Genomic DNA, 25,818 nt, shown 5'->3' with positions numbered 1-25,818 from the left:
ATTAACCAGTATTTGCAACTATTCCCTGAACACCCCTGGCTGGAGAATAAACAGAAAGCCAATAGCGAGTGAGTACCATGGCAGGCAGCGTTGCTAACGCTTTCGACAGGCCCGAAACAGCAAATTTCTACCGCAATGCGGCGGAAATCACCGGGCAGTTAAAGCCGGCGGAACCCCTCTACCTGTTCTGCCCAAGCGTGCTCGCGGCGCGGGCAGCCTGTTATCTGCAGCAGTTCCCCGGCACCATCAGCTACGCGGTCAAGGCCAACCCCGAGCAACGTGTGCTGGAAACGCTGGCTGCAGCCGGCTTGCAAAACTACGACGTGGCCTCGCTGGACGAGGTCAGGCGGGTCAGCGAGTATTGCCCGGGGGCCACCCTGCACTTCAACAATCCGATCAAGGCAGAAGACGCCGTCGCCGAGGCCTATCTGCGCTTTGGCGTGCGTTCCTTTGCCGTCGATGAAATGTCGGAACTGGCAAAAATACGGCGCTGCACTGGCGGTGACCCGGATGTCATCTACACCGTTCGTTTCAAGCTCGATCACGCCAGCGCCGCCTATGACTTCGGGAGCAAGTTTGGTGCCGATACCGCCACCGCCGTGCAACTGCTGCAGGCCGTCAAGTCACTGGGAGCGAGGGCTGCCGTCACTTTCCACCCGGGCTCACAGTGCACCGACCCCGGCATGTACGAACGTTACCTGCAGGCGGCCGCCGGCATCATCGCCGAGGCTGGCGTGGCAGTCGAATTCGTCAACGTGGGCGGCGGTTTTCCGGAGCACTATGCCGGCACTGCCCTGCCGCCGCTGGAGGAATACTTTGCCGCCATCTCCCGTGCCAGGGACAGCTACTTCACCGGGCCCGTGAAGCTCATGTGCGAGCCGGGGCGAGGCATTGTCGCGTCCTGTGTCTCACTGCTGACGCGGGTTATCCACGTGCGCAACTGCGGTAAGAACCTGTTCGTCAATGACGGGGTGTACGGCGGCATGCAGGAACAGTCCCTGGTGGACATCACCCTGCCGGTCAGGGTCTGGCGCGAGGGCAGGATCCTGCACACCCCGGATTCCGACTACCACGTATTCGGCCCCACCTGCGACCCGGTGGACCGCCTGTCCCGGGCCACCGCCATGCCCCAGGGCATCCGGACCGGTGACTATATCGAGTTCGGCCTGCTCGGCGCCTATGGCTCGGCCACCACCACCCGGTTCAACGGCTTCAACTCGAGCACCTATGTCAATGTGCTGGAGGCAACGCCCTTCGTACCCTGCTAGGGCCTGTTCAATCTGACTGGCTTGACCCCGGGGCCGGACGGTACCAGATCGGTGAGGACCAGGCGCGCTCCTGAATCAGCGGTCGGTGTTCGGCGGCACAGCAGCCCGCATAACCCTCGGTGATTGTCCCCGGGTCGTTACAATCGACCCCGGCGGCAATGCATTGCCGCTGACTCCAGCGGCAGCTGGGATTCTCCACCACCCGGGCGTAGTAATAGGCGCGGTGCTGCGGGTTGAAGTCCGGGTCGCGCCAGACTGCGCATAATTGCGCCGCGCCCTCACCACTGGGTTCACAGGTAGCCAGGTCAACAGAGGCGCCATTGTCGCCGTCGCCGGCGACATCAAACACCCGCTGCCGCGACTGGCCGCTGTCATCGACCCAGCCCTTGATCACCTGCAGCCGCTGCAAGGGCATACCCGGCGCGTCCGCTGTCCCCGGGTCCTGGCTGGCGGCAACCAGGAAACCGGGGGCGGTGCCTGCATCCGCTCCGAGTACTCCTCCCATGGGCACACCACCGGCATAGGCCCGGGCGATACGATCGGGTGCGGCACAGAGATCATCGGGGTAATGCCAGCCGCCGAAAAAACGACTGTTGATACGCGGTCCACTGGTGGCGTAGGCCTCCCGCCGCCGCAGCGCGGCAAAGATCGAGTCGCGGCTGTTTTCCTCGGCCCAGACCACCGCCAGCCCCCCCGGGTTGTACTCCAGCTTGTCGGGCAGCCCAGGGGGAATCTCCCCGCCGGCCGGCACACCCGCCCCGCCGTGACCGGGGAAACGGTCTTCCTCAACCGCCCCGGGTGTGCCGAGGTGGGTATCGGTACTGGCTATCACCCCCAGTTGATAGGGATTGACCCCGAGCTTCCGCTCCAGCGCCAGGCCCTCGCCCAGCACCTGGCGGAGGAAGCCGGTGTCCGGTTGCGGCGGTGAGTCATAGCCGGCGATATTGTCCTCGGGGAGTTGTTCAAAGGCGCACAATTCATCAGCACCCGGACCGGCGGCGAAATAGCACTCAGACGCTCCCTTGTGCTGCATGATTTCCAGCAGCGGTTCGAAGCGCCTGCGCTGTGCGGCATACCCGGCGCTCATTGGGCCGTCATCCAGTTCGCCGCTGAACATGTAACCGGCGCTGAGGTTGGCGTTGTGGGGAATGACCAGCGCATCACAGGCGCCCTCCGCCGCCAGGCAGTGGCGCTCGAGACTGCCCCAGAGAAGCGTGGCGGATGGGCTGTCGATGAAGCCGGCAGGCAGGTCCGGCACCTGGGCGTTGCGAAATACCACGTTGCGGTGCAGGTTGCCGCCGGAGGCCGCCTGCATTCCCGTCCACTCGTAGCCGACAAATGTCGAAAACTCACAGTCGCTGCTGCGGTCGTAAAAACGCTCCGCCGCCGCCTGCATTTCCGCCCAGGGTACCAGCGCCTGCATTCGGCACCTGAGGCCGGCTTCGCCACACATACCGAGGTGGGTCTGCCGCATGGAGGCCATGTAGTTGAACAGGTAATAGGCCCCGCGGGGAATGTGGCGGTAGAGCATACATTGCCAACTGTTGTAGCCCTCGACACCGGGCGTAGCACACATGCGCACCTCACCGATCAACTCGGCGTGGTCCGACACCATGGCGAAGTCAAGTGGGCGCCGCAGCTGCAGCGAACGGGCGGCGCGGCCACTATCATCCCAGGGCTGGATACCGATTGCCGCGCCGCGGGCAAACCGGTAAGCCTGGGCAGGCGTTGTCCGGGTACCCTGGGTACTGGCATCCAGCGAGTAACGGGTGTGCACGTGGAGGTCACCAAACAGTGGACGGCGCAGGGGATCGTGGTCGCTGCAGGGCTGGCGCTGCTCGCTGTAAGCCAGGGGGGCCGCCAGTGTCGCTGCGGGCATCAGCTGCAGGCTGGGCAACAAGAGCAGCGCGACAAACACCGGAAAACGTTGCGGGCGCTGGTTTCTGGCGCTCATCTCCATCTTCCTTTGCGCTTTCGTCAGCGGCAACAGTGCGGCCCGGACATCAGAACAGACTGGCCTGTTGCCGCCAGGCGCTGGGCGAGTGGCTACTCCAGCGCTTGAATGCGTGACTGAAGTTCGCCGATTCGGTATAGCCCAGCAGGGAAGAAATCTCTTCGATCGGCAACTGCGTGTTCCCCAGGTACTCCCGGGCCAGACCGTAGCGTACCTCATCCAGCAGCTCCCTGAAGGTACTGCCCTCGTTCTTGAGCTTGCGCCGCAGGGTTCGCGTGGACATGCCCATGCGCTCCGCCACGTATTCGATGTCGGGGAAAAACCCGGGGCGAGCGAGCATAAGCAGCCGAACCTCGTCGATGAAACTGCCGTGGGCAGTCAGCTTGGCGATCAGCATCCGGCACTGCTGCTGCAAGTGCCGGCTGGAATCAGGGTCACTGCGCGGCAGCGGTGTGTCGAGCAGTTCCCTGTCGAAGCAGAAGCGGGCATCGGCGGCGCCAAACTCGACCGAAGAACAGCCAAAGTAGTCGCGGTAGACCTGTTTACGCCCCTTGCCATCATGCGGCAACAACAGCTGCTGGATGGGGAACGGTGCTCCCATGATTTCGGAAAAATCCACGTTAGCGGCAGACATGTCCCGGTCGATATACAAATCGATCAGGTCCTGCTCAATGGGGGGCGGGTTGTCCATGGAGAACCAGCCCCTGCCTTCGCTGACGCCAAAGTGAAAACTGAAAAAACTGAAGGTCAGGCGACCGAAGTTTTCCGCGATTGCGAGGGCATGGCGAAAGGTCTCGGCGCTGAGCAGCGCGTAGCCAAACAATCCGTAGCGCTGGGGGATAAACGGCTCACCCAGTTTGAGCCCGATAACCGGACTACCACTGAGCTCAAGGGTGTTGCGATAAAACCGCAATTCCTGCTGCAGGCTGATACGCAGGTTGGGGTCCGCCAGTTGACTCAGCGACAGGCCGGTACCGAGCAGGCACTGGCTGGCGCTGTGGCCCAGCGTTTCCATGACTTCCAACGGTGGCAGCAAAACGCGGGCCGGATGGTTCGGCAACTCGCGCATCAATCGGGTCATTTTATTATTACCGACCTGTTTCCCAGAGCTGAAATGTAGCACGATGGCCTAAAATAACAAATGCGGCCGATGCTTCTTTTGCGCACACTGGCTGCGTTGCGCTGCCCCGGGGGCCGATGCCCCGGGGGCCGCTGCCCGGGGGCCGATTTCAGGTAGTTTTTCCCCACCTGGTTCGTCGCACGGCAGCCCTGGGGTATGATGCGCCGCATGCAAAAAAAGTACGCTCCAGAAAAATTCCCCTGGCTTCCCGTGGGCGCTGTTGGCATCTTCCTGCTGGCATTGATCGGCTTCGAAACCGGTGTCTCTGTTACCGAGCGGCCGGAACTGGCCAGTGCAGGCGTATTGGCCAGGGCGTATTACGCCCTGAGCCTGTTTGTGGTCGGGGGAGTGGATCTGGGGACGCCCACCGGCGGCCCCCTCGTGGGTCAGGTCATGGTCTGGGCGGCCTATTTCGGCGCCCCGATGCTGGCCGCGTGGGGTCTGATCAGCGCCCTGTTGAGGGCCTTCTCGCCACAACTCTGGCAGTTAAAGCGGCTGAACAACCACATCATCGTGGTCGGCGATGGCGAACTCAGTATCAGCTACCTGCGGGTGCTGAGAGAACACGACCGCAGGGTGCCTGTGGTCGTAGTGAGCAGTGGCGAGCAGACCCTGCGGGAAGAATTCAGGCAGAGCTTCGGTGCCGTGGTGGTCAGTGGCGATATCACCCACGAGTTCTTCCTGCGCGAACTGAAACCGGAGCGGGCCAGGAAAATCCTGCTGCTGGACAACAACAGCCTGCGCAGCTACGAAGCTGCCAGCGTCCTGCTCAACCTGGTGCCGGGGATTGCCGACCGGGTCATCATCCATTGCGCCAACCTGCGCTTCATGCGCTCCATGGCCAACACCCGGGTAGCCAAGAGTTGCCAGTCATTCAATACCTATCACCTGGCCGCGTCCGGGCTGGTGCGCAGCCAGATGCTGCATCACTTTATGGAAACCGATCCCAAGGACGTGGTAATCATCGCCGGTTTCGGGCGTTTCGGACAAACCATCCTGGAGGAATTGCAGCGCAGCGCCATCGAGGAACTGGACACTGTACTGATCATCGACAAGGAGGCGCACCGGCGGGTCATGGTGGCGGATGAGCAGATGGAGTTCATGGGCGGTTATCGCCGGGAAGTGTTTGATGGCGATGTGGCCAACCCGGAGGTCTGGGAACGGGTTCGCCAGGACGCCAACGTGGAGGGCAACAACACGGTTTTCGTCCTCGGCACAGGACGCGAAGAAGAAAACCTGCGTTCGGCCCTGTGGCTGCGCCGGAAGTATCCCGGCGCCATGGTCATCGCCCGCAGCAGCAAGGAGTCGCTGTTCGCCTCGGAGGTAGGCCGGGAGCACAACATCGTCAGCATCAGCATCGCCCAACTGGTGGAGGAGAACATACCGCTGTCGTGGCTGCAATGAGCGCAGTGCCCGGATTGTGCCGCGGGTTCAAACTGTTCATACTTGCCGGCCTCGTTGTACCCCATCAGGAGAACGCCAGATTGTTTCGACTCGCCACACTTTGTTTCAGCGCCCTCACCCTCGCTGCCTGCAGCTCCGATATCGACCAGGCGACGCAACTGCTGACCGACAGCATCCGCATCAAGAGCGATCTGGAAGTCAATGACGTCACCCGCTATCCCGGTGGCGTTGTCTGCGGCCAGTACAGCGCGTATCTCTCCTACAGTGAGCCGCGGCAGGAACACGCACCCTTTATCGTCAAGGACGGGGAACTGGACCGGGCGCCGGGCGCTCTTGACTGGCAGCTCCTGTGCACGGATGACCCGGTGACAGCCCTGGTTGAGGAGACCGGGATTGGTCCCTTCACCGAGAGCAATCGGGAGCTGATAAAGGTCAACCGGGATATGACGCTGTTAACGGCGGCGCTGGAAAACTACCACGCGGATAATTCCAGCTATCCCCTGGAGTCGGACGGCTTGCAGGCCCTGTTGAGCAAACCCCAAAATGACGCCTTTGCCCGCAATTACCGCGAGGGGGGCTACCTTGACGAGCTTCCCCTCGATCCCTGGGGGCGACCCTATCGCTATCAACACACCCGCTGGGGCCGCGTGAAGGGGCACTTCGAACTGAGCACGCTGGGCAAGTCCGGCACTGCGGGAGGCGAGGGGCCGGATGCAGACATCAGCTCAACACACCTGCCCTACCTGCAACGTATCGCGCGCCTGCTGGGTGTGGACTAAGGACTGGTCCGGCTCGTTTGTGCCGCGGCGGTCAGCGCCAGGATCAGCGCCCGCAGGCGGGCGGCATTGACCGGTTTGGAGAGAAAACGAAAACCCGCTGCTTTGGCGCGGTCGCGAATCACATCGCTGTCATCGGCACTGATGATAATGCAGGGCACAGAGTGGCCACTGCTGGCAATCACAGCCTGCATCGCGGCTATGCCGGTGTCATCGCCATCGAGGTGATAGTCAGCGAGCACGATATCAGGGGCCGCGGGTTCGGTGAATCCGGCGAGCAATTGCTCCCTGTCAGCAGCCACACGCACGGTCGCTCCCATGGTTGTCAACAGCTGTTGCATACCCTCCCTAATCCGCTGGTCGTTATCCAGGCACAACAGGCTCAGCCCCTCCAGGTCGCGGTGACCGCCCTCTTCCACCGGCGCGACAGGCTGGGCACCGGCGCGACCGTAGGTCACGGTAACGGAAAACATGGTCCCGTGGCCCCGGCGCGAACGCAGCTGCAGCGGGTGCCCCAGGAGTTTGGCGTAGCGCGAGACAATTGCCAGACCCAGTCCCAGCCCCTCTTCCCCCACCTGGGATGCTCGCTGCAAACGTTCGAATTCCTGGAAGACCCTGACCTGGTCTTCCTCGGCGATACCCGGCCCGGTATCAAACACCTGTAACTCCACCCCGCCAGGCCGGCGCCGGGCGCCCAGCATCACCCTGCCCGCGCCGGTGTACCTGATGGCATTGGAGAGCAGGTTTTGCAGCATGCGGGTAAGCAGCGATTGATCCGAGTACAGCCACAGTGAACTGGGCTGGATCTCCAGGCGCAGCCCGCGCATGGCGGCCATGGAGCCGAATTCCCGCTCCATCGCCGCAAACAGTTCCGCCACCGGGAAGTGGCTTCTGCGGGGCATCTGCCGGCCCGAATCAAGCCGGGAAATCTCCCGCAGTTCGGCAATCAACTGCTCGGCCCGCAGCAGGGAACTGTCAATCTGTTCGACGATATGCCGGGTCGACTCGTCCACCTGGTGTTCTAGCTGTGGCTTGAGTGCCGCCGTAAACAGCCTGGCGGCATTGATCGGCTGCAACAGGTCGTGACTGGTGGCGGACATGAAGCGGCTCTTGCTCTGGTGAGCTTCCCGCAGACTGGCCTCCATGCGGGCACGGGCGCGATTCTCTTCCCGCAGGCGGGCATTGATGTCACTCAGGCTCTGCGAGCCGAATGCGATTTTCTGCTCCAGTTCCTGCTTGGCTTCCTCCAGCTGGGTAACCATGTGGCGGTAGTCTGTTATATCGATATAGGTGGTGACAAAGCCGCCGTGGGGCAAGGGATTACCGTGGATGTCTATCACCATACCGTTGGGCATTACCCGTTCCAGCCGGTGGGAATTGCCCTCGCGCAGCCAGCTGAGCCGGCGCTGTACCTCTTCTTCCTGGCTGCGATCACCGCTGCCGAGAATACCGCGGGCAGCGTTGAAGCGGTACACCCGCTCAATCGGGCAGCCGACGTAGAGAAAGCGCTCGGGGTAATCAAACATCTCCTCATAGCGCTTGTTCCAGGCCACCAGACGCAACTCCTTGTCCACCACGGACACGCCCTGGAGCAGGCTCTCTACCGTGGTCTGCAGCAGCTCGCGATTGAAGGTGTGCAGACGGCTGGCATCGGTCACCATGCTCGCCAGATCACTGAACTCGAGCTGCTGACTGCGCTCCAGCTGCTCCATTGCCTGGTGGGCCGATGTCGCCCCGATAATCCGCGCGAGCACCGCCTCCACCTGGCTCACCACGAATACCGGCGCCCGGTCCCCCGGCAGCAGGCGTTGCTGGTAGCTGTCCTCGAAGCGCTGCCACATGGCGACAAGTTCATCGTGCTCGACAAAAGGTGGCAACAGCGCCTGCAACTGGCTGACCCTGATCAGGCTGAGCTCGTAATCCTTGTCTTCATCCAGGGCCTGGTCGGTGTGGTTCTCGATAAACAGCCTGGACTGGCGCACATCTGCCCGTGACGGGCGCAACAGCAGGGACAGCGCCACCAGTGCGAGGGTGTTGGCACAAAGACTCCAGCCGGTGGCATAGGCAAGCTGGTGCTGCGCCTCAAGGCCAAACAGCTTGACCGGACTGAGCCAGTCGATTCCCAGAGGGCCGAAGCGCAGAATATCGGATTCAGCTGGCAGCACCGAAGTGAGTACCGCGCAGTAGAACCACAGCAATAAGCCCAGCAGCAGTCCTGCGATCGCCCCCCAGCCGTGAGCCTGGCGCCAGTACAGCCCGGCGAGCATGGGAGGAGCCAGTTGCGCGGCGGCGAGGAAGGAAATAAAACCGATTTGCGCCAGCCAGGTTATGCTCATGATCTGCTGGGTGACCAGCCAGGCACAGGCGAGAATACCGACGATGGTGATCTGCCGGATCCGACGCAGGCTGTCCCCGAGTTTCAGCACCGCCGCCGGCGACCTGGCGTTTAAACGCATCACAATGGGTGCGATTACCTCGTTGGTAATCATGATCGCCAGGCTCACCGTCGCCACGATGACCATGCCGGTCGCGGCGGAGATGCCGCCGATAAATGCCACCACCGTCACCCACTGGGCGTCCAGGGAGATGGGCAATAACTGGACGTACACATCCGGGGAAATGGACTGGGACACGGAAAAGACGCTGGAGCCGGCGAGGCTGATCGGCACTACCAGCACCATGAACAAACCGATGTAACAGGGAAACAACCAGCGCGCGATACGGGTATCGGTGTCGCCCTGGGCCTCGACCACCATCACATGGAACTGTCGCGGCAGGCACAGTATGGCCAGGGCGCTGATCAGGGTGCGGGCCAGGAAGTCGGATGTAATGGTGAATTCACCGAGGGCCTGGGAACTGTGGTCCAGCCTGGCCTCAGCGGGCAGCCCGGCCAGGTAGACCAGAGCCAGTCCGGCCACGGCGATAAACGCCACCAGCTTGACCACGGACTCTACCGCTACGGCCGCCATCAGCCCCCGGTGCCGCTCGCGCCCATCCAGCCGCCGGGTCCCGAACAGAATAGTAAAGACCGCAAGAATGATGGCGACCAGTAGCGAGGTGTCGCCACCGATGGCCTCTACCTCAACTTCCAGGGAACCACCGCCAACGATCGCCCAGGCCTGGGACAGGGCCTTGAACTGCAGGGCGATGTAGGGCAGCACCGCCGCGGTAGCGACCAGGGTGACCAGGATTGCCAGTGACTGGCGCTTGCCGTAGCGGGCCCCGATGTAGTCGGCAATCGAGGTCACCCGATGGCGCTCTCCCACCGCCAGCATGCGGCGAATGATCGGCCAGCCGAACACGAACATCAAAATGGGCCCGATGTAAATCGGGGTGTGGCTCCAGGCGGACTCGGTGGCGCTGCCCACGGCCCCGTAGAATGTCCAGGAGCTGCAATACACCGCGAGGGAGAGTGCGTAAACCACCCCCCGCCAGCGCGAACTGGCAAACCAGTGAACGGAGCCATCACTGTCACCGGCGTGGCGGTCCGCATACCAGGCAACCGCAAAAAGAATGCAGATATACAGCAGCGCCAGGCTCAGCAGGTTGGAGGATGTAAGCATCAGCTTGTTAACAGGTTATCCTTTGCCTCGAGCATAGCATGACTGGTCGGCGCCGTGGGCAGTGGCGATTCCCCGCGGGCAGGCTCACGGCAGCGAAGAATTTGCACTACAATTATCGGCAATGCATATACCCCGACTACCTACCGTGCCATTCCTCACCACTCACGGCTTTCTGCCCGCGCTGGGTCTGCTGCTGGCGGTGTTGAGCCACGATGCCCTGGCAAGCCGCAAAACCGACGTTGTCACCCTGTACAACGGCGACAGGATCACCGGCGAGATCAAGTCAATGGACGGCGGCATTCTCAAGCTCAGTACCGACGCCATGGGTACGCTCAGTATCGAGTGGCCGGAGGTAGCCGGTGTCACCAGCGACTATCACTACGAATTGCGCCTGAGTGATGGCAAGCGCCTCTATGGTTCCTTCGGCGGCGAGGGGAGACCGGGGCAGGTAGAACTGGTCGACCTGTTCGGCAGGCACGATATCGAGTGGTTGCAGGTGGTTGAAATCCGGCCGATAGAAGACGAGCTCATGGATCGCCTGGATGTCTACCTGGCCACGACCTTCGCTTATACCAAGGCAACCTCGGTGGCCCAGCTATCCTTCAACACCGAGGTCAGTTACGAGGACCAGAGCTCGCGGACCTCACTCAACGGGCGCACCGACCTGACCACATCCGACAGCGGCGACAGCAACAGCTCGCGTTACGACGTGGAGCGCTGGTCGTGGCGCGAACAACGCTCCGACGCTTTCACGACCATTTTCGCCAACTATGAAAACAACGATGAACTGGGCCTGAATCGGCGGGTAGGCGTCGGTGCCGGCGTTGGCAAATACTGGAAAGACACCCACTCGACGCGTTTTACCGGTGCCCTGGGACTGCAGGCCATTTCCGAAAGCTTCACCGGCGAGAAAACCAACGAGGATGTGGAACTCTACCTGTCCACCACATTCAGCACCTGGAACTTCAATCACCCGGAACTGGATATCGATTTCAGCTTCAGCGTAATTCCCAGCCTGACCGAGCGCGGGAGATTGCGCACCGACGGCAATCTGCGCATTCGCTGGGAACTGATCGACGATTTGTATTGGGATATCTCCACCTGGGTGACCACCGACAACCAGACCAGCGATGAAGGCGCCAGCACGGACTACGCAATCACCACCGGCGTGGGTTGGACCCTGTAGCAGCGCTGTTTACCGACAGCGCCTTCCACTTCGATAACACCAGCGGACTGACGGATGGAGCGATATCACCACCGGCAATGTCGCTAGCCGCGGCGCAGCCGCACCGCGGTGGCCAGTTCCTGCAACAGTGACTCGGTAGCCTCCCAGTCGATGCAGGGATCGGTAATGCTCTGCCCGTAGGTCAGCGCCTGGCCGGCCACCACATCCTGGCGCCCCCCTACCAGGTTGCTTTCCAGCATGATGCCGAAAATACTGTTGCTGCCGCGGGCGACCTGGGTGGCAATGTCCGCTGCCACATCAATCTGCCGCGCGGGAATCTTGCGGCTGTTGGCGTGGGAGGCATCGATCATGATACGCGCCGGCAGCCCGCCTTTGGTCAGCATGGCACTGGCGTCGTCCACCGAGAACATATCGTAATTGGGGTGCTTGCCACCCCGCAAGATAATGTGACAGTCCTCGTTGCCGGCGGTCTGGAAAATCGCCGAGTGCCCCTGTTTGGTCACCGAGAGGAAGTTGTGGGGTTGGGAAGCAGACTTGATGGCGTCAATGGCCACCTGGATATCGCCGTCGGTGGCATTCTTGAAACCCACTGGGCAGGAAAGACCCGAGGCCAGTTCCCGGTGGGTCTGGCTCTCTGTGGTGCGGGCGCCGATAGCGCCCCAGGAAATCAGGTCAGCGTAGTACTGGGGACTGATCAGGTCCAGGTACTCGGTGCCGGTAGGCAGGCCCATTTCCGCCAGGTCCGCCAGCAACTGCCGCGCCAGGTGCAGGCCCTTGTTGATCTGGAAAGTATTGTTGAGGTCCGGGTCGTTAATCAGCCCTTTCCAGCCCACCGTGGTCCGCGGCTTTTCAAAATACACCCGCATGATTACCAGGATGTCGTCGGCCACGGCGTCGGCGGCGGATTTCAGGCGCGCGGCATAATCGCGGGCCGCCTCGGGGTCATGTATCGAGCAAGGCCCCACTACCGCCACCAGGCGATCATCTTCTCCGCTGAGAATGTTGTGGATACCGCGACGGGCGCCGGTGACCATGTCGGCGGCCTGATCGCTGACGCCAATCTCCCCTATCAGCTGTTCCGGTGAGATCAGTTCATTGGTTTTCTGGATCCGGAGATCGTCGGTGCTTGCTGTCATCTTGGCGCTTCCGTCTGCTGTAGGCGGGCATAGCCGCCGCAAAAGGCGCCTAATATACCACTAGTCCCGGTCGCTGGCATGGCCGGGGCAGCGCTGGTCCTGTGCTTCCAGCTGCGCCCCGTGCGCGGCGCAGAACGCCTGAACCGCCGGAACATCCTCTGCCGCCAGCTGCAGCCGGGCATCGATGCCCGTGCCGTAGTCGATCCCGTCCAGCTCACCCTGCAGCGCGGACAGCAGATGCCGCAGCGGCTGTTCCAGGCTGAAATCTCCCCGCAGGTGATAACGTCGCCAGTGGGTGAGCTGGCGGGCCGGGGCAATATCCAGCACCTGCTGGGTCGCACTTGCATAGGCCCGCACCAGCCCCCCGGCGCCGAGCTTGATGCCACCGAAATAGCGGCTGACAATCACCAGCGCATTACCCAGTTCGCCGTACTGCAGTACATTGAGGATGGGCCTGCCCGCGGTTCCCGCCGGCTCACCATCGTCGCTCATTCCCGCGCCGGCGGCATCCGCGGGCCTGCCCAGCAGGTAAGCCCAGCAGTGGTGCCGGGCATCGGGGTAGTCCTGCCTGGCGCGAGCGACGGCAGCATTGACCTGGGCGCGGTCAGTCACCGGCTCTAGGCGGGCGATAAAACGGCTCTTGCGCACCAGCAGCTCGGCTTCACACATCCTCGCCGGGACCATCAGACCCACGCTCAGGCCACCGCCCCGGACAGGCGCTGCTTATCGACCTGCAGCGGCATGGCACCCCGGCGCAGCATCAGCCGGCCGCTGCCGCAAACAGTCGCGACAGGTAGGGATTGAGAAAACGACCCCCGGGGTCCATTTGCCGGCGGATCTCGGCAAAATCATCCCAATGCGGATAGAGTTCACGGAAATCCGCCGCCGTGAGCGTATTGAGCTTGCCCCAGTGGGGCCTGCCGCCATACTTGCGGAAAATAGGCTCCAGGGCTGTGAAATAAGGCTGGTAGTCCTCCTCGAAGTAACGGTGCACCGCGATGGAAACAGAGTCGCGCCCCTGGAAGGGGCTGAGCCAGATATCGTCAGCCTTCACAAAACGCACTTCCAGCGGGAAAAAGACCTCATGATGGCTGCTCTCCAGGGTGCTGATCACCTCGCGCAGCGCCTGCAGCCCGGACTCCCGGGGCAGGTGATATTCCATCTCGTTGAAGCGGACATTGCGTTCACTGGCGTAATTGCTCCAGGAGTTTGCCACCGTGACTTCCCGGTCGAGGAAGCGGGCATAGGTGCCGAGGGCGAAACGCCGCAGGGCCGGCGCCGACTCCATCCAGTCGCGCACCGACTTCAGCGACATCACGCCCTCGTTGGGGTCTTCCCTGTCAGTGGCCCCGATCGGCTCGTCGGTTATATCGTGGGTATCGGTAAAGCCCCAGCCGGAAAATGGCACGTAGTAAAATTCAAAATTACGGTGGCTTGCGGCCAGCAGCTCGGCATTGGCGAGAATCTCCTCCAGCTCCATCCATATCGCTTCCCGGCGCAGGCGGTAGGGTTGGGTATTCTGCAGCCGTACCTGGGTAATCAGGCCCAGGCTGCCCAGGGAAACCCTCGCTGCCTGGAACAACTCCGGGTTGTTATCGGCATCACAGTCGACGACCTGTCCCCTGGCATCGACCAGTTGCAGTCCGGTCACAAAACTCGACATGCAGCCGAGGTCGATCCCGGTGCCGTGAGTCGCCGTGGCGATACAGCCGGCGAGCGTCTGCTCGTCGATGTCGGGCATATTCAGCAGGGCCTGGCCCGCGTCCTGCAGTGGCTGGCCAATATCACCGAGGCGGGTGCCGCCACCGATGGTGGCCTGCAGTGAGTCGGCGTCGACCGCACTGACGCCACCCAGGCGGGACAGGGACACCAGGGTACCGTCCGTGGGTACCAGCGGCGAAAAGGAGTGTCCAGCGCCGACCGGGCGCACCACGCCCGTGCTGCTGGCCAGCAATTCCTGCAGGTCCGCCACGCTGGCCGGGGCCACCCGCTGTTCCGGCAGGCAGTGCTGGGAACCAGACCAGTTGCGCCAGGGCAAACGGCGTTTTTCGGCAGCAAGCGCGCGCAGGCCGCCAGTACCGGCAACGGCAAGGGTCGCCAGGGCAGCGAGCAGGCGGCGCCGGTTCAACACGCTTATTCGCCTGCGGCCATGAACGTGATCAGGGCTGCAAACTGCTCGGCGTCGCAGTCCATGCACAGGCCGAAGGGGGGCATGCCGCCAAAGCCGTTGACCACATTGTCCAGCAGGGTATTCATACCCTTGGCCAGGCGCGGTTCCCAGGCGACCCTGTCACCGGTGAGCGGTGATCCCGTGGCGGCCACGGTATGACAGCTGCGACAACTGCGATCATAAATTTCCGCCAGCGCCGGGTCTGCTGGCCGCAGGGCCCGACTGGCCGCCTCCGCTGCCGGGCTGTTGCCGCCGGGTTCGCCGCAGGCCGTCAACAGCAGGGCCGCCGCGAGGCAGGCGGGTAGCGCGAATTTCATTAGCCGATTCTCTATGTTAGTTATAACTATGCTTCAGTATAGCCTCAACATCCGGAAACACAATCCGCCCCGGCGGCCCCGCGCCAGTGCTGGTCCAGCAGCTCACCCACGGTATTGGGACTGACCAGGTGCGCCGCATACCAGGTGTGCAGGCAGCGTATCCGGCTGCGGTCGGCAATTCCCCCGATACCTTTTTGCCGGAACACTTCGGCGAAGCCCAGCTGATCGATGGCCGCCCTCTCCTGCGCGGAGATGAAACTGTCGCGCAGGGCGATGTAGCGTGCATGGTCCGCGGCCATGGACGAGCGCAGCGCCGTGCTGGCATTGATATCAGCCTGCAGCCGGGCGATCAGGCCACCGGCCTCCTCCTGGTCGATGCGGTAGTTGAGGGCCCGGTCCACCAGCCAGAACAGGGTGGGAAACGGTTTGCGGTCGACCAGCGAGGCAACCCGGATCACCATTGGCCGCCCCCGGGAATCGCTTACCGCAATATCCCGCAGCCCCCGGGGCTCCCGGCCCAGCAATTTCGCCACATGTGCCCGTTGGGCATCGCTTACCGCCACGGTTTACCTCCTGTTTCTCCGGTGGCTGGTATTCTACGCCATCAGCCCTGCCAGTCAGGTCCCCTATTTGACAAAAAAACGGCGTCCGCCCACAATCCCGCCCACGCCAGGTGCCCGCCGCAGCAGTCTGTGGGGCGGGCTAAATGGGAAGTGTGGTTAGACGCCACCGCTGCCCCCGCAACGGTATACAGCAATGCGCTGCGAGCCCGATACCTGCCTGGACACTGCACCGATGAGGCGGAGGGCCTCGACCCAGGTTGCCCGGTCTGCCGATCGCGTTCCCTGCCCCCTCGCCTGATCTTTCACGCCACTTCCTATCCGGGTAGCCCTATGAGTGACGACAAGAAAAACGCCAGGCACAAAGCCTCCATGGAGAAACAGAAGGCCAGGGTCGATGCCCACATCGAGGCGGCGGACGTGGAGCGCGGCGTGGCCATACTGCTGACCGGCAATGGCAAAGGCAAGTCCAGCTCCGCCTTCGGCATGGTCATGCGCGCCCTCGGCTACGGCCACAAGGTTGGCGTCGTGCAATTCATCAAGGGGCAGCAACTCTCGGGGGAGGAAATCTATCTCAGGGAACATTGCCCGCAAGTGGACTTTTACCAGATGGGCACCGGCTTTACCTGGGACACCCAGGACCGGGACGGTGACATCAGGGCCGCCACAGCGACCTGGGCGGTGGCGCGCCCCATGCTCGAGGACCCGGCCTACGACCTGGTGGTACTGGACGAACTCACGTATATGCTCGCCTACAAGTACTTGCCCGAGGACGAGGTCCTCGACGCGCTGCGCAACCGGCCGCCACAGCAGAGCGTGGTGGTCACCGGCCGCGGCGGGGGTTCGGCGCTGCAGGACATCATGGACACGGTCTCCGAGGTCAAGGAAGTCAAGCATGCCTTCCAGGCCGGCATCAAGGCGCGCCGGGGCGTGGACTACTGACCGTGCCGGCGGCACTGATGGTCCAGGGAACCACCTCCGATGCGGGCAAGAGCGTGCTCGTCGCGGGCCTGTGCCGGGTACTGGCCCGCCGGGGTGTCAACGTGGCGCCCTTCAAGCCCCAGAATATGGCACTCAACAGCGCCGTCACGCCCGAGGGCGGGGAAATCGGCCGCGCCCAGGCCCTGCAGGCGGCCGCCGCCGGCATCAGCGCCCACACCGACATGAACCCGGTACTGCTCAAGCCCAGCAGCGACCGGGTGGCCCAGGTGATTTTGAATGGCCAGCCGCTGCAGGACATGGCTGCGGCCGATTACCACCAGTACAAGCGACTGGCCATGGACACCGTGCTGGCGGCCTGGCACCGGCTGCAGCAGCGCCACGAGGTGCTGCTGGTCGAGGGCGCCGGCAGCCCGGCGGAAATCAACCTGCGGGACCGGGACATCGCCAACATGGGCTTTGCCGAGGCCGCGGATGTGCCGGTGATCATTGTCGCCGATATCGATCGCGGCGGCGTATTCGCCCACCTCACCGGTACCCTGGCGCTGCTGTCTCCCAGCGAGCAGGCCCGGGTCCGGGGCTTTGTCATCAACCGTTTCCGCGGTGATATCGCCCTGCTGGAATCCGGGCTGGAGTGGCTGGAGCGACGCACCGGCAAACCGGTGCTGGGGGTAATCCCCTACCTGCACAACCTGCAGCTGGATGCGGAAGACGCCGTCGACAGCGCCCAGGTGGCCTCGGACCAGGCGCCATTACAGGTAGTGGTGCCGGTGTTGCCGCGCATCTCCAACCACACCGACTTCGATGCCCTGCGCATGCACCCCCAGGTACAACTGCACTACGTGGCTGAGCGCCAGGTGCCGCCTCCGGCCGACCTGATCATTGTGCCGGGCAGCAAGAACGTCCGTGAGGACCTGCGCTGGCTGCGGGACAATGGCTGGACCGATACCCTGCTGCGCCACCTGCGCTACGGCGGCAAGGTACTGGGTATCTGCGGCGGCATGCAAATGCTGGGCAGAACGATCGCCGACCCCCGCGGCATCGAAAGCGAGGCCGGGCACAGCACCGGCTTCGGCCTGCTGCCGCTTGAGACCGAGCTGCTGCCGGACAAAGTCCTGCGCCAGTGCAGCGGCCGGCTCCCCGCACTTGGCGGCACCGTGACAGGCTATGAAATACACTGCGGCAACAGCCGCCGCGATCCGGGCAGTGCCTGCTTCGCGGTGCTGGAGGACGGCCGCGAGGACGGCGCTATTTCCCCCGACGGCCAGGTGGCCGGCAGCTACCTGCACGGCCTGTTCGATCACCCCGATGCCTGCCGGGCACTGCTGGCCTGGGCGGGGCTTGCCGATGCCAGCGGCATCGACCGGGATGCGATCCGGGAGCGGGAACTGGAGCGCCTGGCGGATTGCCTGGAACAACACCTGGACCTGGACCAGCTGTTCCCGCAGTGGTTCAGGGCCGCGTGAACACAGCCCGCCAGACCCGTGCCCGCCAGCTGACCACGGCACTGCTGTTGCTGTTGCCGCTGAGCCTGCTGTCGGCCCTGGCCCTGGGCAGCGTCAGCCTCGGCTGGTCGGAAAGCCTGCAGGCAATTCTTGCAATCGGCCAGCAGCCCGCCGAGCGCACGGCGCTCATTATCAACCAGATACGCCTGCCCCGGGCCCTGCTGGCCGGGCTGGTGGGCGCCCTGCTGGGCATCAGTGGCGCTGCCATGCAGGGCATTTTCCGGAACCCGCTGGCAGACCCATCGTTGATCGGCGTTACCGCGGGCGCCTCGCTGGGTGCCGGCCTGGTCATCGCCGGCGCCGGCAGCTGGGTCAGCGGCCTCACCGGACTGACCCTGGTATCGCTGGGCGCCTTTACCGGCGGCATGCTTGCGGTGGTACTGGTATACCGGCTGGCCAGCTCTGAAAACGGCACCTCGGTGGCCACCATGCTGCTGGCCGGCATTGCCATCACCGCCCTGGCCGGGGCCATGAGCAACATGCTGGAACTGTTTTCCTCCAACGAGGTGCTGCGGCGGATCAGCCTGTGGCGCATGGGCGGCCTCGATGGCGCCGACTACCGGCGGGTGGCCATCACCGCGGCGATTTTCCTGCTGGTGATCAGCGTATTGCCGCGCTACGCCACCGCCCTCAACGCCCTGCTGCTGGGCGAGTCTGAGGCCCGCTACCTGGGCATCGACGTGGAACAGACCAAAACACTGATTGTTGTACTGGTGGCGGTGGCAGTCGGCACCTCGGTCGCCATGGCCGGCACCATCGCCTTCGTCGGCCTGGTGGTGCCCCATATCATCCGCCTGCTGATAGGACCCGATCATCGTTACCTGCTGCCCGCCTCCGCCATTGCCGGCGCGCTGCTGCTGATCTGCGCCGACATTCTCGCCCGCACGGTGCTTGCGCCCACGGAATTGCCGGTTGGCATCGTTACCGCCAGCGTCGGCGTCCCCTTCTTTATTTCCCTGCTGCACCGGCGCAGGGATTTCGGTATGCAGTGATGGACGGGCTGCAGCTGCGCAATCTCTGCGCGTCGCCCTGGGGCAGCCCCCTGCTCCGGGACATCAATTTTGCACTGGCTTCCGGGGACGTGCTGGGCCTGATCGGCCCCAATGGCGCCGGCAAAAGCAGCCTGCTGCACTGCATCGCCGGCGGTCTTCCGGCCAGTGCCGGCCAGCTATTGCTGGGCGGCGAACCGTTGGCGGACATACCCACCCGGCAGCGGGCCCGCTGCATTGCCATGCAGGTCCAGCATCCGCTGCTCAACTTCCCGTTCACGGTGGAGGAAGTCATCCTGCTCGGGCGCACCCCGCACGCCTCCGGCCAGCGCGGTGTCCGGCAAATCCTGCGGGAGGTGATGGCCGCCACCGATACCGCCGGGCTGGCCCGGCGGCCCTATACGCAGCTGTCCGGGGGCGAGAAACAGCGGGTGCAGCTGGCGCGGGCGGTTGCCCAGGTCTGGCGTGAAGAGGACGCGCCACAGCGCCTGCTGCTGCTGGACGAACCGAATTCCGCCCTGGACCTGCACCACCAGCAGATGGTACTGGAACTGGTAGGCCAGCTGGCCAGCCGGGGTTGCGCGGTGCTGCTCGCCAGTCACGATTGCAACCTGCTGTCTCCCCGCGTGGACCACCTGCTACTGCTGGATAAGGGCGCACAGGCCGCCTACGGCACGCCCGCCGAGGTTCTCACCCGGGAAATGTTCAGCCAGGTGTTTGCCGTGCAGGTGCACATACAGGCGCACCCGGGCAACGGCGCTCCCCTGGTGATCCAGCGATGATGTGGCGACGCCTTGCAGCCACCGGCGCGCTGCTTGCCGCGGTCACTGCCGGCCAGGCCGCTACCACCGTGGTCGATGCCAGCGGGCGCGAGGTCAGCCTGGAGCGCCCGGCGCAACGCATCGTCGCCCTGGCGCCGCACATCGTGGAAAACCTGTTCAGCGCCGGGGCCGGTAACAAGCTGGTGGGCGTGGTCAGCTACAGCGATTACCCTCCCCAGGCCCTTGCAATTCCGCAGGTGGGCAGCGCCTATGCCTGGAGCCTGGAAAGCGTTGTCGCCCTGGACCCCGACCTGGTGGTGTTGTGGGGTTCAGGCAACGGCCTGGCCGCCCTGCCCCAGCTCGAGCGCCTCGGCCTCACGGTGTACGTCAGCGAACCGCGGCAACTGGCCGATATCGCCAACTCGATTCGCGATTTTGGCATCCTCGCCGGCACCGAAACGTCCGCGCAAAAAAGCGCCGAGAAGCTGGAGCGCGAGATCCGCCAACTGCGCTCACGCTACAGTCACCAGGCAAGCCTGCAGGTGTTTTACCAGATCTGGAACCAGCCCCTGCAAACCATTAACGGCGAGCATATGATCAGCCACGTTATTGCCCTCTGCGGCGGCCGCAACATTTTCACCGACGAAGCCCAGCTGGCCCCGCGGGTCAGCCTGGAAACCGTGTTACAGGCCGACCCCGATGCGATTGTCGCCAGTGGCATGGATGAGTCCCGGCCGGAGTGGCTGGATGACTGGCTGCCGTACCGCAGCCTGCAGGCAGTTAACCGTGGGGCCTTGCTGCATATTCACCCGGATATCATCCAGCGCCCCACCGCCCGCATCGCCGCAGGCGCCGCCGAGCTGTGCCGCAAGCTGGACGCGGTGCGGACTCAGTCAGCGCTTGACAGGGAAACCACGGGTTCGGTTTCACCCCACTGATCGACGGCATAGGTGTAGACCACGTCGGTACTGGAATTGAGGGCGGTCTCTGCCGAGTCCTGGATGACACTGATAATAAAGCCCACCGCCACCACCTGCATCGACACGTCGAGGGGAATCCCGAACAGCGAACAGGCCAGGGGAATCAGCAGAAGGCTACCCGAGGGTACCCCGCTGGCGCCGCAGGCTGACAGGGCGCTGATGACGCAGAGTAACAGCGCCGTGGGCAGGGAAACGGCGATTCCCAGGGTATGGGCCGCCGCCAGCGTCAGCGTGGTAATGGTAATCGCGGCGCCGGTCATGTTGACCGTGGCTCCCACCGGGATACTCACGGTATAGAGTTCTTCGCTGATACCCAGCTTTTTCGCCAGGTTGAGGTTGACCGGGATATTGGCCGCCGAACTGCGGGTGAAAAATGCGGTAATGCCCGACTCTTCCAGGCAGCGAAATACGATTGGGTAAGGGTTGCGGCGCGTCAGCAGGAACACCAGCAGCGGATTGATGACCAGCGCCATCACCAGCATCGCCGCCACCAGCACCAGCGCCAGGCCAGCATAACTGGCGAGTGCCTCCAGCCCTACGGTCGCCACGGTAAAACACACCAGACCGAAGATACCCAGCGGCGCGAGGCGGATCACGTAGCGGACAATATGGCTGACCCCGTCCGCCAGCACCTGCAGGTGATCGCGAAAACCCGCCGGGGCAGAGCGGAAACTGAGGCCCAGCAGCACCGCCCAGCTCAGGCAACCGAGAAAATTTCCGGTCAACAGCGCGTTCACCGGATTGTCGATGAGCTTGAACAGCACATCGCTGAGTACCGAAGCCACTGCCTCCGGCGGCGCGCCCTCGGCCTGCCCGGTCAGGACTATGGTCTGCGGGAACAGCTGGCTCAGCAGCAGGGCCACCAGCGCCGCGCTGATCATGCCGATCAGGTACAGGGCCAGTACCATTAGCGTCCTGCGGCCGTCACTGCCACTGTCGTGGCGGTTGGCTATGGCCGACATCACCAGCACCAGTACCAGCAGCGGTGCCACCGCCTTCAGCATGCCAACAAACAGCTGGCCCAGCAGGCCCAGCGACTCGGCCAGCTGCGGCATCAGCAGCGCTGTTACAGCCCCGAGCACAACCCCGATCAGGATTTGTGGCACCAGGCCCAGTTCCGTCAGTTTCATCGGCGCTCCGGATTGCTCCCACGGTTTGCGGTGATGCCTCACTATAGCGAGAATTCCAGCCCACGGGTACAGCTTCCGGTTTGCCGAATTGCAGGGGTTTGCTAAGCTCTGCGGACCCTGGCTAACAGACCACAAGGACCGACATGAAACCAGAAACCATTGCCCTGCACGCCGGCTACGAGGGCGATCCATCGACCCGCGCCGCCACCACGCCCATCTACCAGACCACCTCCTTCACGTTTGATAACACCCAGCACGGGGCCGACCTGTTCAACCTGGCGGTACCGGGTAATATCTACAGCCGCATCATGAACCCCACCAATGCGGTTCTCGAGGCGCGGCTGGCAGAACTCGAAGGCGGCGTCGGCGCGCTTGCCGTCGCCTCCGGCATGGCCGCCATTCGCTATGCCATCGAGGCCATCGCCGAGGTCGGCTGCAATATCGTCAGCACCTCCCAGCTATACGGCGGCACCTACAACCTGTTTGCCCACACCTTCCCGCGCCAGGGCCTGGAGACCCGCTTTGCCGATGCGGACGACTTCGACCGTGTTCGCGCCCTCATCGACGACAACACCCGCGCCCTGTTCTGCGAATCCATCGGCAATCCGGCGGGCAATGTTGTCGATATCCAGGCCTGGGCGGATATCGCCCACGAGGCCGGTGTGCCGCTGATCGTCGACAACACGGTGGCCACGCCCCTGCTCTGCCGCGCGTTTGATCACGGTGCCGACATCGTGGTGCATTCCCTGACCAAGTACATCGGTGGCCACGGCACCACAATTGGCGGCGCTATCGTCGATTCAGGCAAATTTGACTGGGCCGCTCACCCGGAGCGCTTCTCGGTAATGACCACCCCCGACCCCTCCTATCACGGGGTGGTGTATACCGAGGGTTTTGGCCCCGCCGCCTTTATCGGCCGCTGCCGGGTGGTGCCACTGCGCAATACCGGCGCCGCGCTGTCACCGCACAATGCCTTCCTTATCATGCAGGGGCTGGAAACCCTGTCCCTGCGGATGAAGCAGCATTGCAAGAACGCCAAAAAGGTTGCCAAGTACCTGCGCGACCAGCCACAGGTGAAGTGGGTTAACTATGCCGGCCTCAAGGACAGCCCCCACTACCAGACCTGCAAGAAAATCTGTGACGGCAAGGCCGCGGGGATTCTCAGTTTCGGTATCGAAGGCGGTATCGAGGCGGGAACGAAGTTTATCGACGCCCTGCAGTTGATCCTGCGGCTGGTGAACATTGGCGACGCCAAGTCCCTGGCCTGCCATCCTGCCAGCACCACCCACCGGCAATTAAGCCCCGAGGAGCTTGCCTCCGCCGGGGTCAGCGAGGATATGGTGCGGCTGTCCATAGGCATCGAGCATGTGGACGATATCATCGCCGATATTGAGCAGGCGCTGGCCGCCGCACAATAAGCGGTCAGGCAGTTCACAAAAAAGCCCGGCAGTGCCGGGCTTTTCAGGTACCAGAGATACGACTAGAAGGCTGCGCTGAAGCGAGCGTACCAGAACGCGCCGTTAAAGCCGAAGGGTGACGTAACCGCGTACTCCGCGCCCAGGAACCCCAGGGTGCCATCCGCTTCACTGTCGGGGTACTCGTCGAAGATATTCTCCCCACCGACGCTAACGACATAATGATCGGCGAAGGTATAGCTCAACTCCAGGTCAACCAGCACAGTGCTGTCGTAGGTGGTCGCATCCGAGGCGTCCCCCGGACCGAAAAGTCCTCCGGTAGTGGACCACTCATCGTAATAGTTAACCCGCACCAGTCCGCGGAATGCGTCCCTTTCATAGTCGAAGGTGAGCACGGAACTGTTTTCCGGCACCTGATTCTCCAGGTCGAACACGCGGTCGGGACCGATAGAGCTGTTGTTGACACGGTCGATGTCCTGCTCGTTCCAGTTATGACGCCAATCCGCTACCAGCGTACCGCCACCCAGGTCGTACCAGGTGCTGACCGCAATATCGACACCCGAGACATTGGTGTCAAAGCCGTTGGCAAAATACGCGGCGCCAGCATTGAGCAGCAACTCTGCATTGTCGTAATCGATGGCAATCAGGTCATCAACGTTTTCCTGGTTGATGGTGTTCTGCACCAGGGCCAGGCGGTCGTCGATGCTGATGTCGTAGTAATCCACCGTGATGTTGTAACGGTCACCCGGTGTCCATACCAGACCTACCGTATAGCTCTTGGACTCTTCCGCCTCCAGCGGCTCGGACCCGAGCACCTGGGAGATAGGATGATCAACGGGATAGGTGCCGGTGGGAATCAGGTTCCCCGAGCTGTCGGCAGTAGTGGTGACATTAAGCGTGTTGACCTGGCCGGGCGAAGGGGCGCGAAAGCCGGTATTCGCCGTGGCACGGATCGCAAAGCTGTCGCTAAAATCGTAGCGGGCTGATACTTTCCAGTCAGTGGTATCGTCAAACTCGTCATAGTCTTCGTAGCGCAGTGCGATCGCAGCAGACAGGTTTTCGGTGATGTCGGTTTCCAGATCCACATAGGCGGCCCAGCTGTCACTCTCAAACTCGCCGGAAGATTCCGGGGCAAAACCCTGGAAACCATCGGAACCGAGACCGAATACGGCAAAGGTCGGGCCGACGGCAATTGAGGCGGCATCGCCCTGGTCGATCACGTATGTCTCGTTACGCCACTCGGCGCCAAAGCCGAGGTTGATCGGTGAATTGTCGAAGGTCTTGACGAAGTCGGCGTTGACGCTGCTTTCTTCCTGCGTGAGCGTGCCCGGGTTGAAGGAGGTGGGAGACAAGGCACCGAGGCTGGGGTTGATACTGTCCTCCAGGTTGTACTCGACCTCATTTTCGCCGTAGCGGGCGCGGACATCGTAGCTGAGTCCCGCGTCCATTAACTCACCCCGGCCACCAAACACGACCTCGTAGTCGGTGATATCGGCACCGAACAGCGGGCTGTAGCCGCCCGGATAACGGGTGTGGATCGGGTTCAGCAGATCATAACCACTGGGACTGTTGCCGTTGGCGGTCAGATAATCATTCGGCACCAGGCCCTGGGCGAGAATTGAGTCAACCAGGCTCTGGGAGGCCGCATCGGCAAAGCCATCGCCGTCGTTATCTATCTTGAGTGTCGTGCGCGCTGGCAGATCCCTGTTCAGGTCGCCCGGCAACACCGGACCGCGATAGAAGAAACCACCGGTGGTCTCCTGGTCCATGTAGGTAGCCGTACCATATAGCTCCAGGGCATCACCGAGGGCGTAGGCGGTATTTGCGGCGAATTTCCAGGTTTCAATCTCGGGGTCACCCCAGCGCTGGCCAAGACCATCGTAGGGGACCTGGCTGTCGCCCACGATATCGCCGACAGCAGCCGCATCCGGACGCGCGTTGCCGCGGCTGGTAGTGTCAGATTCCGAATATTCACCGGTCAGGTTCATGAAACCGGTGTCGCCGAGGGCAAGACCACCATTGACAGAAACCGAGGTACGCTCGCCGTCCCCTTCCTGGTACTCGCCATACTGGCCGTTTATGGAGAAGCCTTCAGCGGCATCCTTGAGGATAACGTTGACCACCCCGGCAATCGCATCGGAACCATACTGGGCCGATGCACCGTCACGCAGGACCTCTACCCGCTTGATGGCGGCGGCTGGGAAGGTCTGGAAATCAACGCCCTGGGACCCCTGGTTCACCGTCCCCAGTGGGGCCAACTGCAGGTTGACCAGCGCGGAACGGTGCCGGCGCGTGCCATTCATCAACACCAGGGTGTGATCAGGCGACAGGTTGCGCAGGGTAACCGGCCGCACGAAGGCGGTGCCATCAGCGATTGGAAACCGCTGGGTATTGAGCGACGGGGCAATTTTGGTGAGTGAGTCGGTCAAATCGAAGGCCCCCTGATTGGTCAGGACTTCGCCGCCAATCAGGTCGATCGGGGACAGCGTCTCCGTTGGCGTCAGCCCCTCTTTTCGCGTACCGGTGACAACCACCTCTTCGAGCTGGTTCATTCTTTCCTGCGCGCTGGCGTACGACGCCCCGATAGTGGGTGTCAAAGCCATGATGGCCGATGCCAGGATTGTCTTGTTTACTGTGTGCATTGC

Annotated in this window: 20 protein-coding genes and 1 riboswitch; of the genes, 10 read left to right on the top strand and 10 right to left on the bottom strand. The window is 63.0% G+C overall.

Annotation, left to right across the window (positions count from 1 at the left end; translation table 11 throughout):
* The first annotated feature begins 77 nt into the window (after positions 1 to 77).
* Positions 78 to 1,268: a type III PLP-dependent enzyme domain-containing protein gene (locus DWB85_RS05085; RefSeq protein ID WP_117953127.1), complete on the top strand. Its 1,191-nt coding sequence runs from the start codon at positions 78 to 80 to the stop codon at positions 1,266 to 1,268.
* Positions 1,269 to 1,275: 7 nt separating this feature from the next.
* On the opposite strand, the gene DWB85_RS05080 is transcribed toward DWB85_RS05085, so the two are convergent.
* Both DWB85_RS05080 and DWB85_RS05075 read right to left on the bottom strand, forming a co-directional pair.
* Positions 1,276 to 3,222, bottom strand: a complete 1,947-nt coding sequence (locus DWB85_RS05080; protein WP_239017224.1) for a DUF3604 domain-containing protein — start codon at positions 3,220 to 3,222, stop codon at positions 1,276 to 1,278.
* 49 nt (positions 3,223 to 3,271) lie between these two features.
* On the bottom strand, positions 3,272 to 4,303 hold the full coding sequence (locus tag DWB85_RS05075; RefSeq protein WP_117953125.1) for an AraC family transcriptional regulator: 1,032 nt from the start codon (positions 4,301 to 4,303) through the stop codon (positions 3,272 to 3,274).
* 207 nt (positions 4,304 to 4,510) lie between these two features.
* Between DWB85_RS05075 and DWB85_RS05070 the strand changes: the two genes are divergently transcribed.
* Both DWB85_RS05070 and DWB85_RS05065 read left to right on the top strand, forming a co-directional pair.
* Positions 4,511 to 5,746 (top strand): NAD-binding protein, encoded by a 1,236-nt coding sequence (locus DWB85_RS05070; protein ID WP_162846011.1) that lies wholly within the window; start codon positions 4,511 to 4,513, stop codon positions 5,744 to 5,746.
* 80 nt (positions 5,747 to 5,826) lie between these two features.
* The gene (locus tag DWB85_RS05065) at positions 5,827 to 6,525 is read left to right on the top strand and encodes a type II secretion system protein GspG (RefSeq protein WP_162846010.1); all 699 of its coding nucleotides are present in this window, start codon (positions 5,827 to 5,829) and stop codon (positions 6,523 to 6,525) included.
* Here DWB85_RS05065 and DWB85_RS05060 read toward each other — a convergent pair.
* A complete protein-coding gene (locus DWB85_RS05060) occupies positions 6,522 to 10,085 on the bottom strand; it encodes a hybrid sensor histidine kinase/response regulator (RefSeq protein ID WP_117953122.1) in 3,564 nt (1,187 codons plus the stop codon). The genes DWB85_RS05065 and DWB85_RS05060 overlap by 4 nt on opposite strands.
* Before the next feature lie 121 nt (positions 10,086 to 10,206).
* On the opposite strand from DWB85_RS05060, the gene DWB85_RS05055 reads away from it, so the two are divergent.
* Positions 10,207 to 11,271 (top strand): DUF481 domain-containing protein, encoded by a 1,065-nt coding sequence (locus DWB85_RS05055; RefSeq protein ID WP_117953121.1) that lies wholly within the window; start codon positions 10,207 to 10,209, stop codon positions 11,269 to 11,271.
* Positions 11,272 to 11,354: 83 nt separating this feature from the next.
* Here the strand turns inward: DWB85_RS05055 and DWB85_RS05050 are convergent, their stop codons facing one another.
* The 5 genes from DWB85_RS05050 to DWB85_RS05030 all read right to left on the bottom strand — a co-directional run bounded on the left by DWB85_RS05050 (position 11,355) and on the right by DWB85_RS05030 (position 15,457).
* On the bottom strand, positions 11,355 to 12,407 hold the full coding sequence (locus tag DWB85_RS05050; protein ID WP_117953120.1) for a 3-deoxy-7-phosphoheptulonate synthase: 1,053 nt from the start codon (positions 12,405 to 12,407) through the stop codon (positions 11,355 to 11,357).
* A gap of 60 nt (positions 12,408 to 12,467) precedes the next feature.
* On the bottom strand, positions 12,468 to 13,076 hold the full coding sequence (locus DWB85_RS05045) for an IMPACT family protein (protein ID WP_205422662.1): 609 nt from the start codon (positions 13,074 to 13,076) through the stop codon (positions 12,468 to 12,470).
* 91 nt (positions 13,077 to 13,167) lie between these two features.
* Positions 13,168 to 14,538, bottom strand: coding sequence for a D-arabinono-1,4-lactone oxidase (locus DWB85_RS05040; RefSeq protein ID WP_117953118.1), 1,371 nt, complete (start codon positions 14,536 to 14,538; stop codon positions 13,168 to 13,170).
* Between the two features lie 2 nt (positions 14,539 to 14,540).
* Positions 14,541 to 14,894, bottom strand: a complete 354-nt coding sequence (locus DWB85_RS05035; RefSeq protein WP_117953117.1) for a c-type cytochrome — start codon at positions 14,892 to 14,894, stop codon at positions 14,541 to 14,543.
* 44 nt (positions 14,895 to 14,938) lie between these two features.
* Entirely contained in the window at positions 14,939 to 15,457 is a 519-nt protein-coding gene (locus DWB85_RS05030) for a DUF501 domain-containing protein (RefSeq protein ID WP_117953116.1), read from the bottom strand.
* 91 nt (positions 15,458 to 15,548) lie between these two features.
* Positions 15,549 to 15,692: riboswitch (cobalamin riboswitch) on the top strand.
* A 95-nt stretch (positions 15,693 to 15,787) separates the two neighbouring features.
* On the opposite strand from DWB85_RS05030, the gene cobO reads away from it, so the two are divergent.
* From cobO to DWB85_RS05005, 5 genes are read left to right on the top strand one after another with little or no spacing between them, the layout of a single operon-like run.
* Positions 15,788 to 16,396 (top strand): cob(I)yrinic acid a,c-diamide adenosyltransferase, encoded by a 609-nt coding sequence (gene cobO, locus DWB85_RS05025; RefSeq protein ID WP_117953115.1) that lies wholly within the window; start codon positions 15,788 to 15,790, stop codon positions 16,394 to 16,396.
* Positions 16,397 to 16,413: 17 nt separating this feature from the next.
* Positions 16,414 to 17,859, top strand: coding sequence for a cobyric acid synthase (locus tag DWB85_RS05020; RefSeq protein ID WP_117953289.1), 1,446 nt, complete (start codon positions 16,414 to 16,416; stop codon positions 17,857 to 17,859).
* Positions 17,856 to 18,890, top strand: a complete 1,035-nt coding sequence (locus DWB85_RS05015) for a FecCD family ABC transporter permease (protein ID WP_117953288.1) — start codon at positions 17,856 to 17,858, stop codon at positions 18,888 to 18,890. Before DWB85_RS05020 ends, DWB85_RS05015 begins: the two co-directional genes overlap by 4 nt.
* Complete coding sequence (locus DWB85_RS05010; protein ID WP_117953114.1) at positions 18,890 to 19,669, top strand: heme ABC transporter ATP-binding protein; 780 nt, start codon at positions 18,890 to 18,892, stop codon at positions 19,667 to 19,669. The genes DWB85_RS05015 and DWB85_RS05010 overlap by 1 nt, the downstream gene beginning before the upstream one ends.
* Positions 19,666 to 20,586 (top strand): cobalamin-binding protein, encoded by a 921-nt coding sequence (locus tag DWB85_RS05005; protein ID WP_117953113.1) that lies wholly within the window; start codon positions 19,666 to 19,668, stop codon positions 20,584 to 20,586. The genes DWB85_RS05010 and DWB85_RS05005 overlap by 4 nt, the downstream gene beginning before the upstream one ends.
* On the opposite strand, the gene sstT is transcribed toward DWB85_RS05005, so the two are convergent.
* Positions 20,538 to 21,758 carry a serine/threonine transporter SstT gene (gene sstT / locus DWB85_RS05000; RefSeq protein WP_117953112.1) on the bottom strand — a complete coding sequence of 407 codons (1,221 nt, stop codon included), beginning with the start codon at positions 21,756 to 21,758 and terminating at the stop codon, positions 20,538 to 20,540. The genes DWB85_RS05005 and sstT overlap by 49 nt on opposite strands.
* Positions 21,759 to 21,901: 143 nt before the next feature.
* Between sstT and DWB85_RS04995 the strand changes: the two genes are divergently transcribed.
* Positions 21,902 to 23,176 carry an O-acetylhomoserine aminocarboxypropyltransferase/cysteine synthase family protein gene (locus DWB85_RS04995; RefSeq protein ID WP_117953111.1) on the top strand — a complete coding sequence of 425 codons (1,275 nt, stop codon included), beginning with the start codon at positions 21,902 to 21,904 and terminating at the stop codon, positions 23,174 to 23,176.
* Positions 23,177 to 23,238: 62 nt separating this feature from the next.
* On the opposite strand, the gene DWB85_RS04990 is transcribed toward DWB85_RS04995, so the two are convergent.
* Entirely contained in the window at positions 23,239 to 25,815 is a 2,577-nt protein-coding gene (locus DWB85_RS04990; protein WP_117953110.1) for a TonB-dependent receptor plug domain-containing protein, read from the bottom strand.
* Positions 25,816 to 25,818: the final 3 nt, after the last annotated feature.

This window comes from Seongchinamella sediminis (genome assembly GCF_003457605.1).
GTDB classification, from domain to species: domain Bacteria; phylum Pseudomonadota; class Gammaproteobacteria; order Pseudomonadales; family Halieaceae; genus Halioglobus; species Halioglobus sediminis.
The sequence above is the reverse complement of the archived record's forward strand: the minus strand, read 5'-3'. Positions and strand labels throughout refer to the sequence as shown.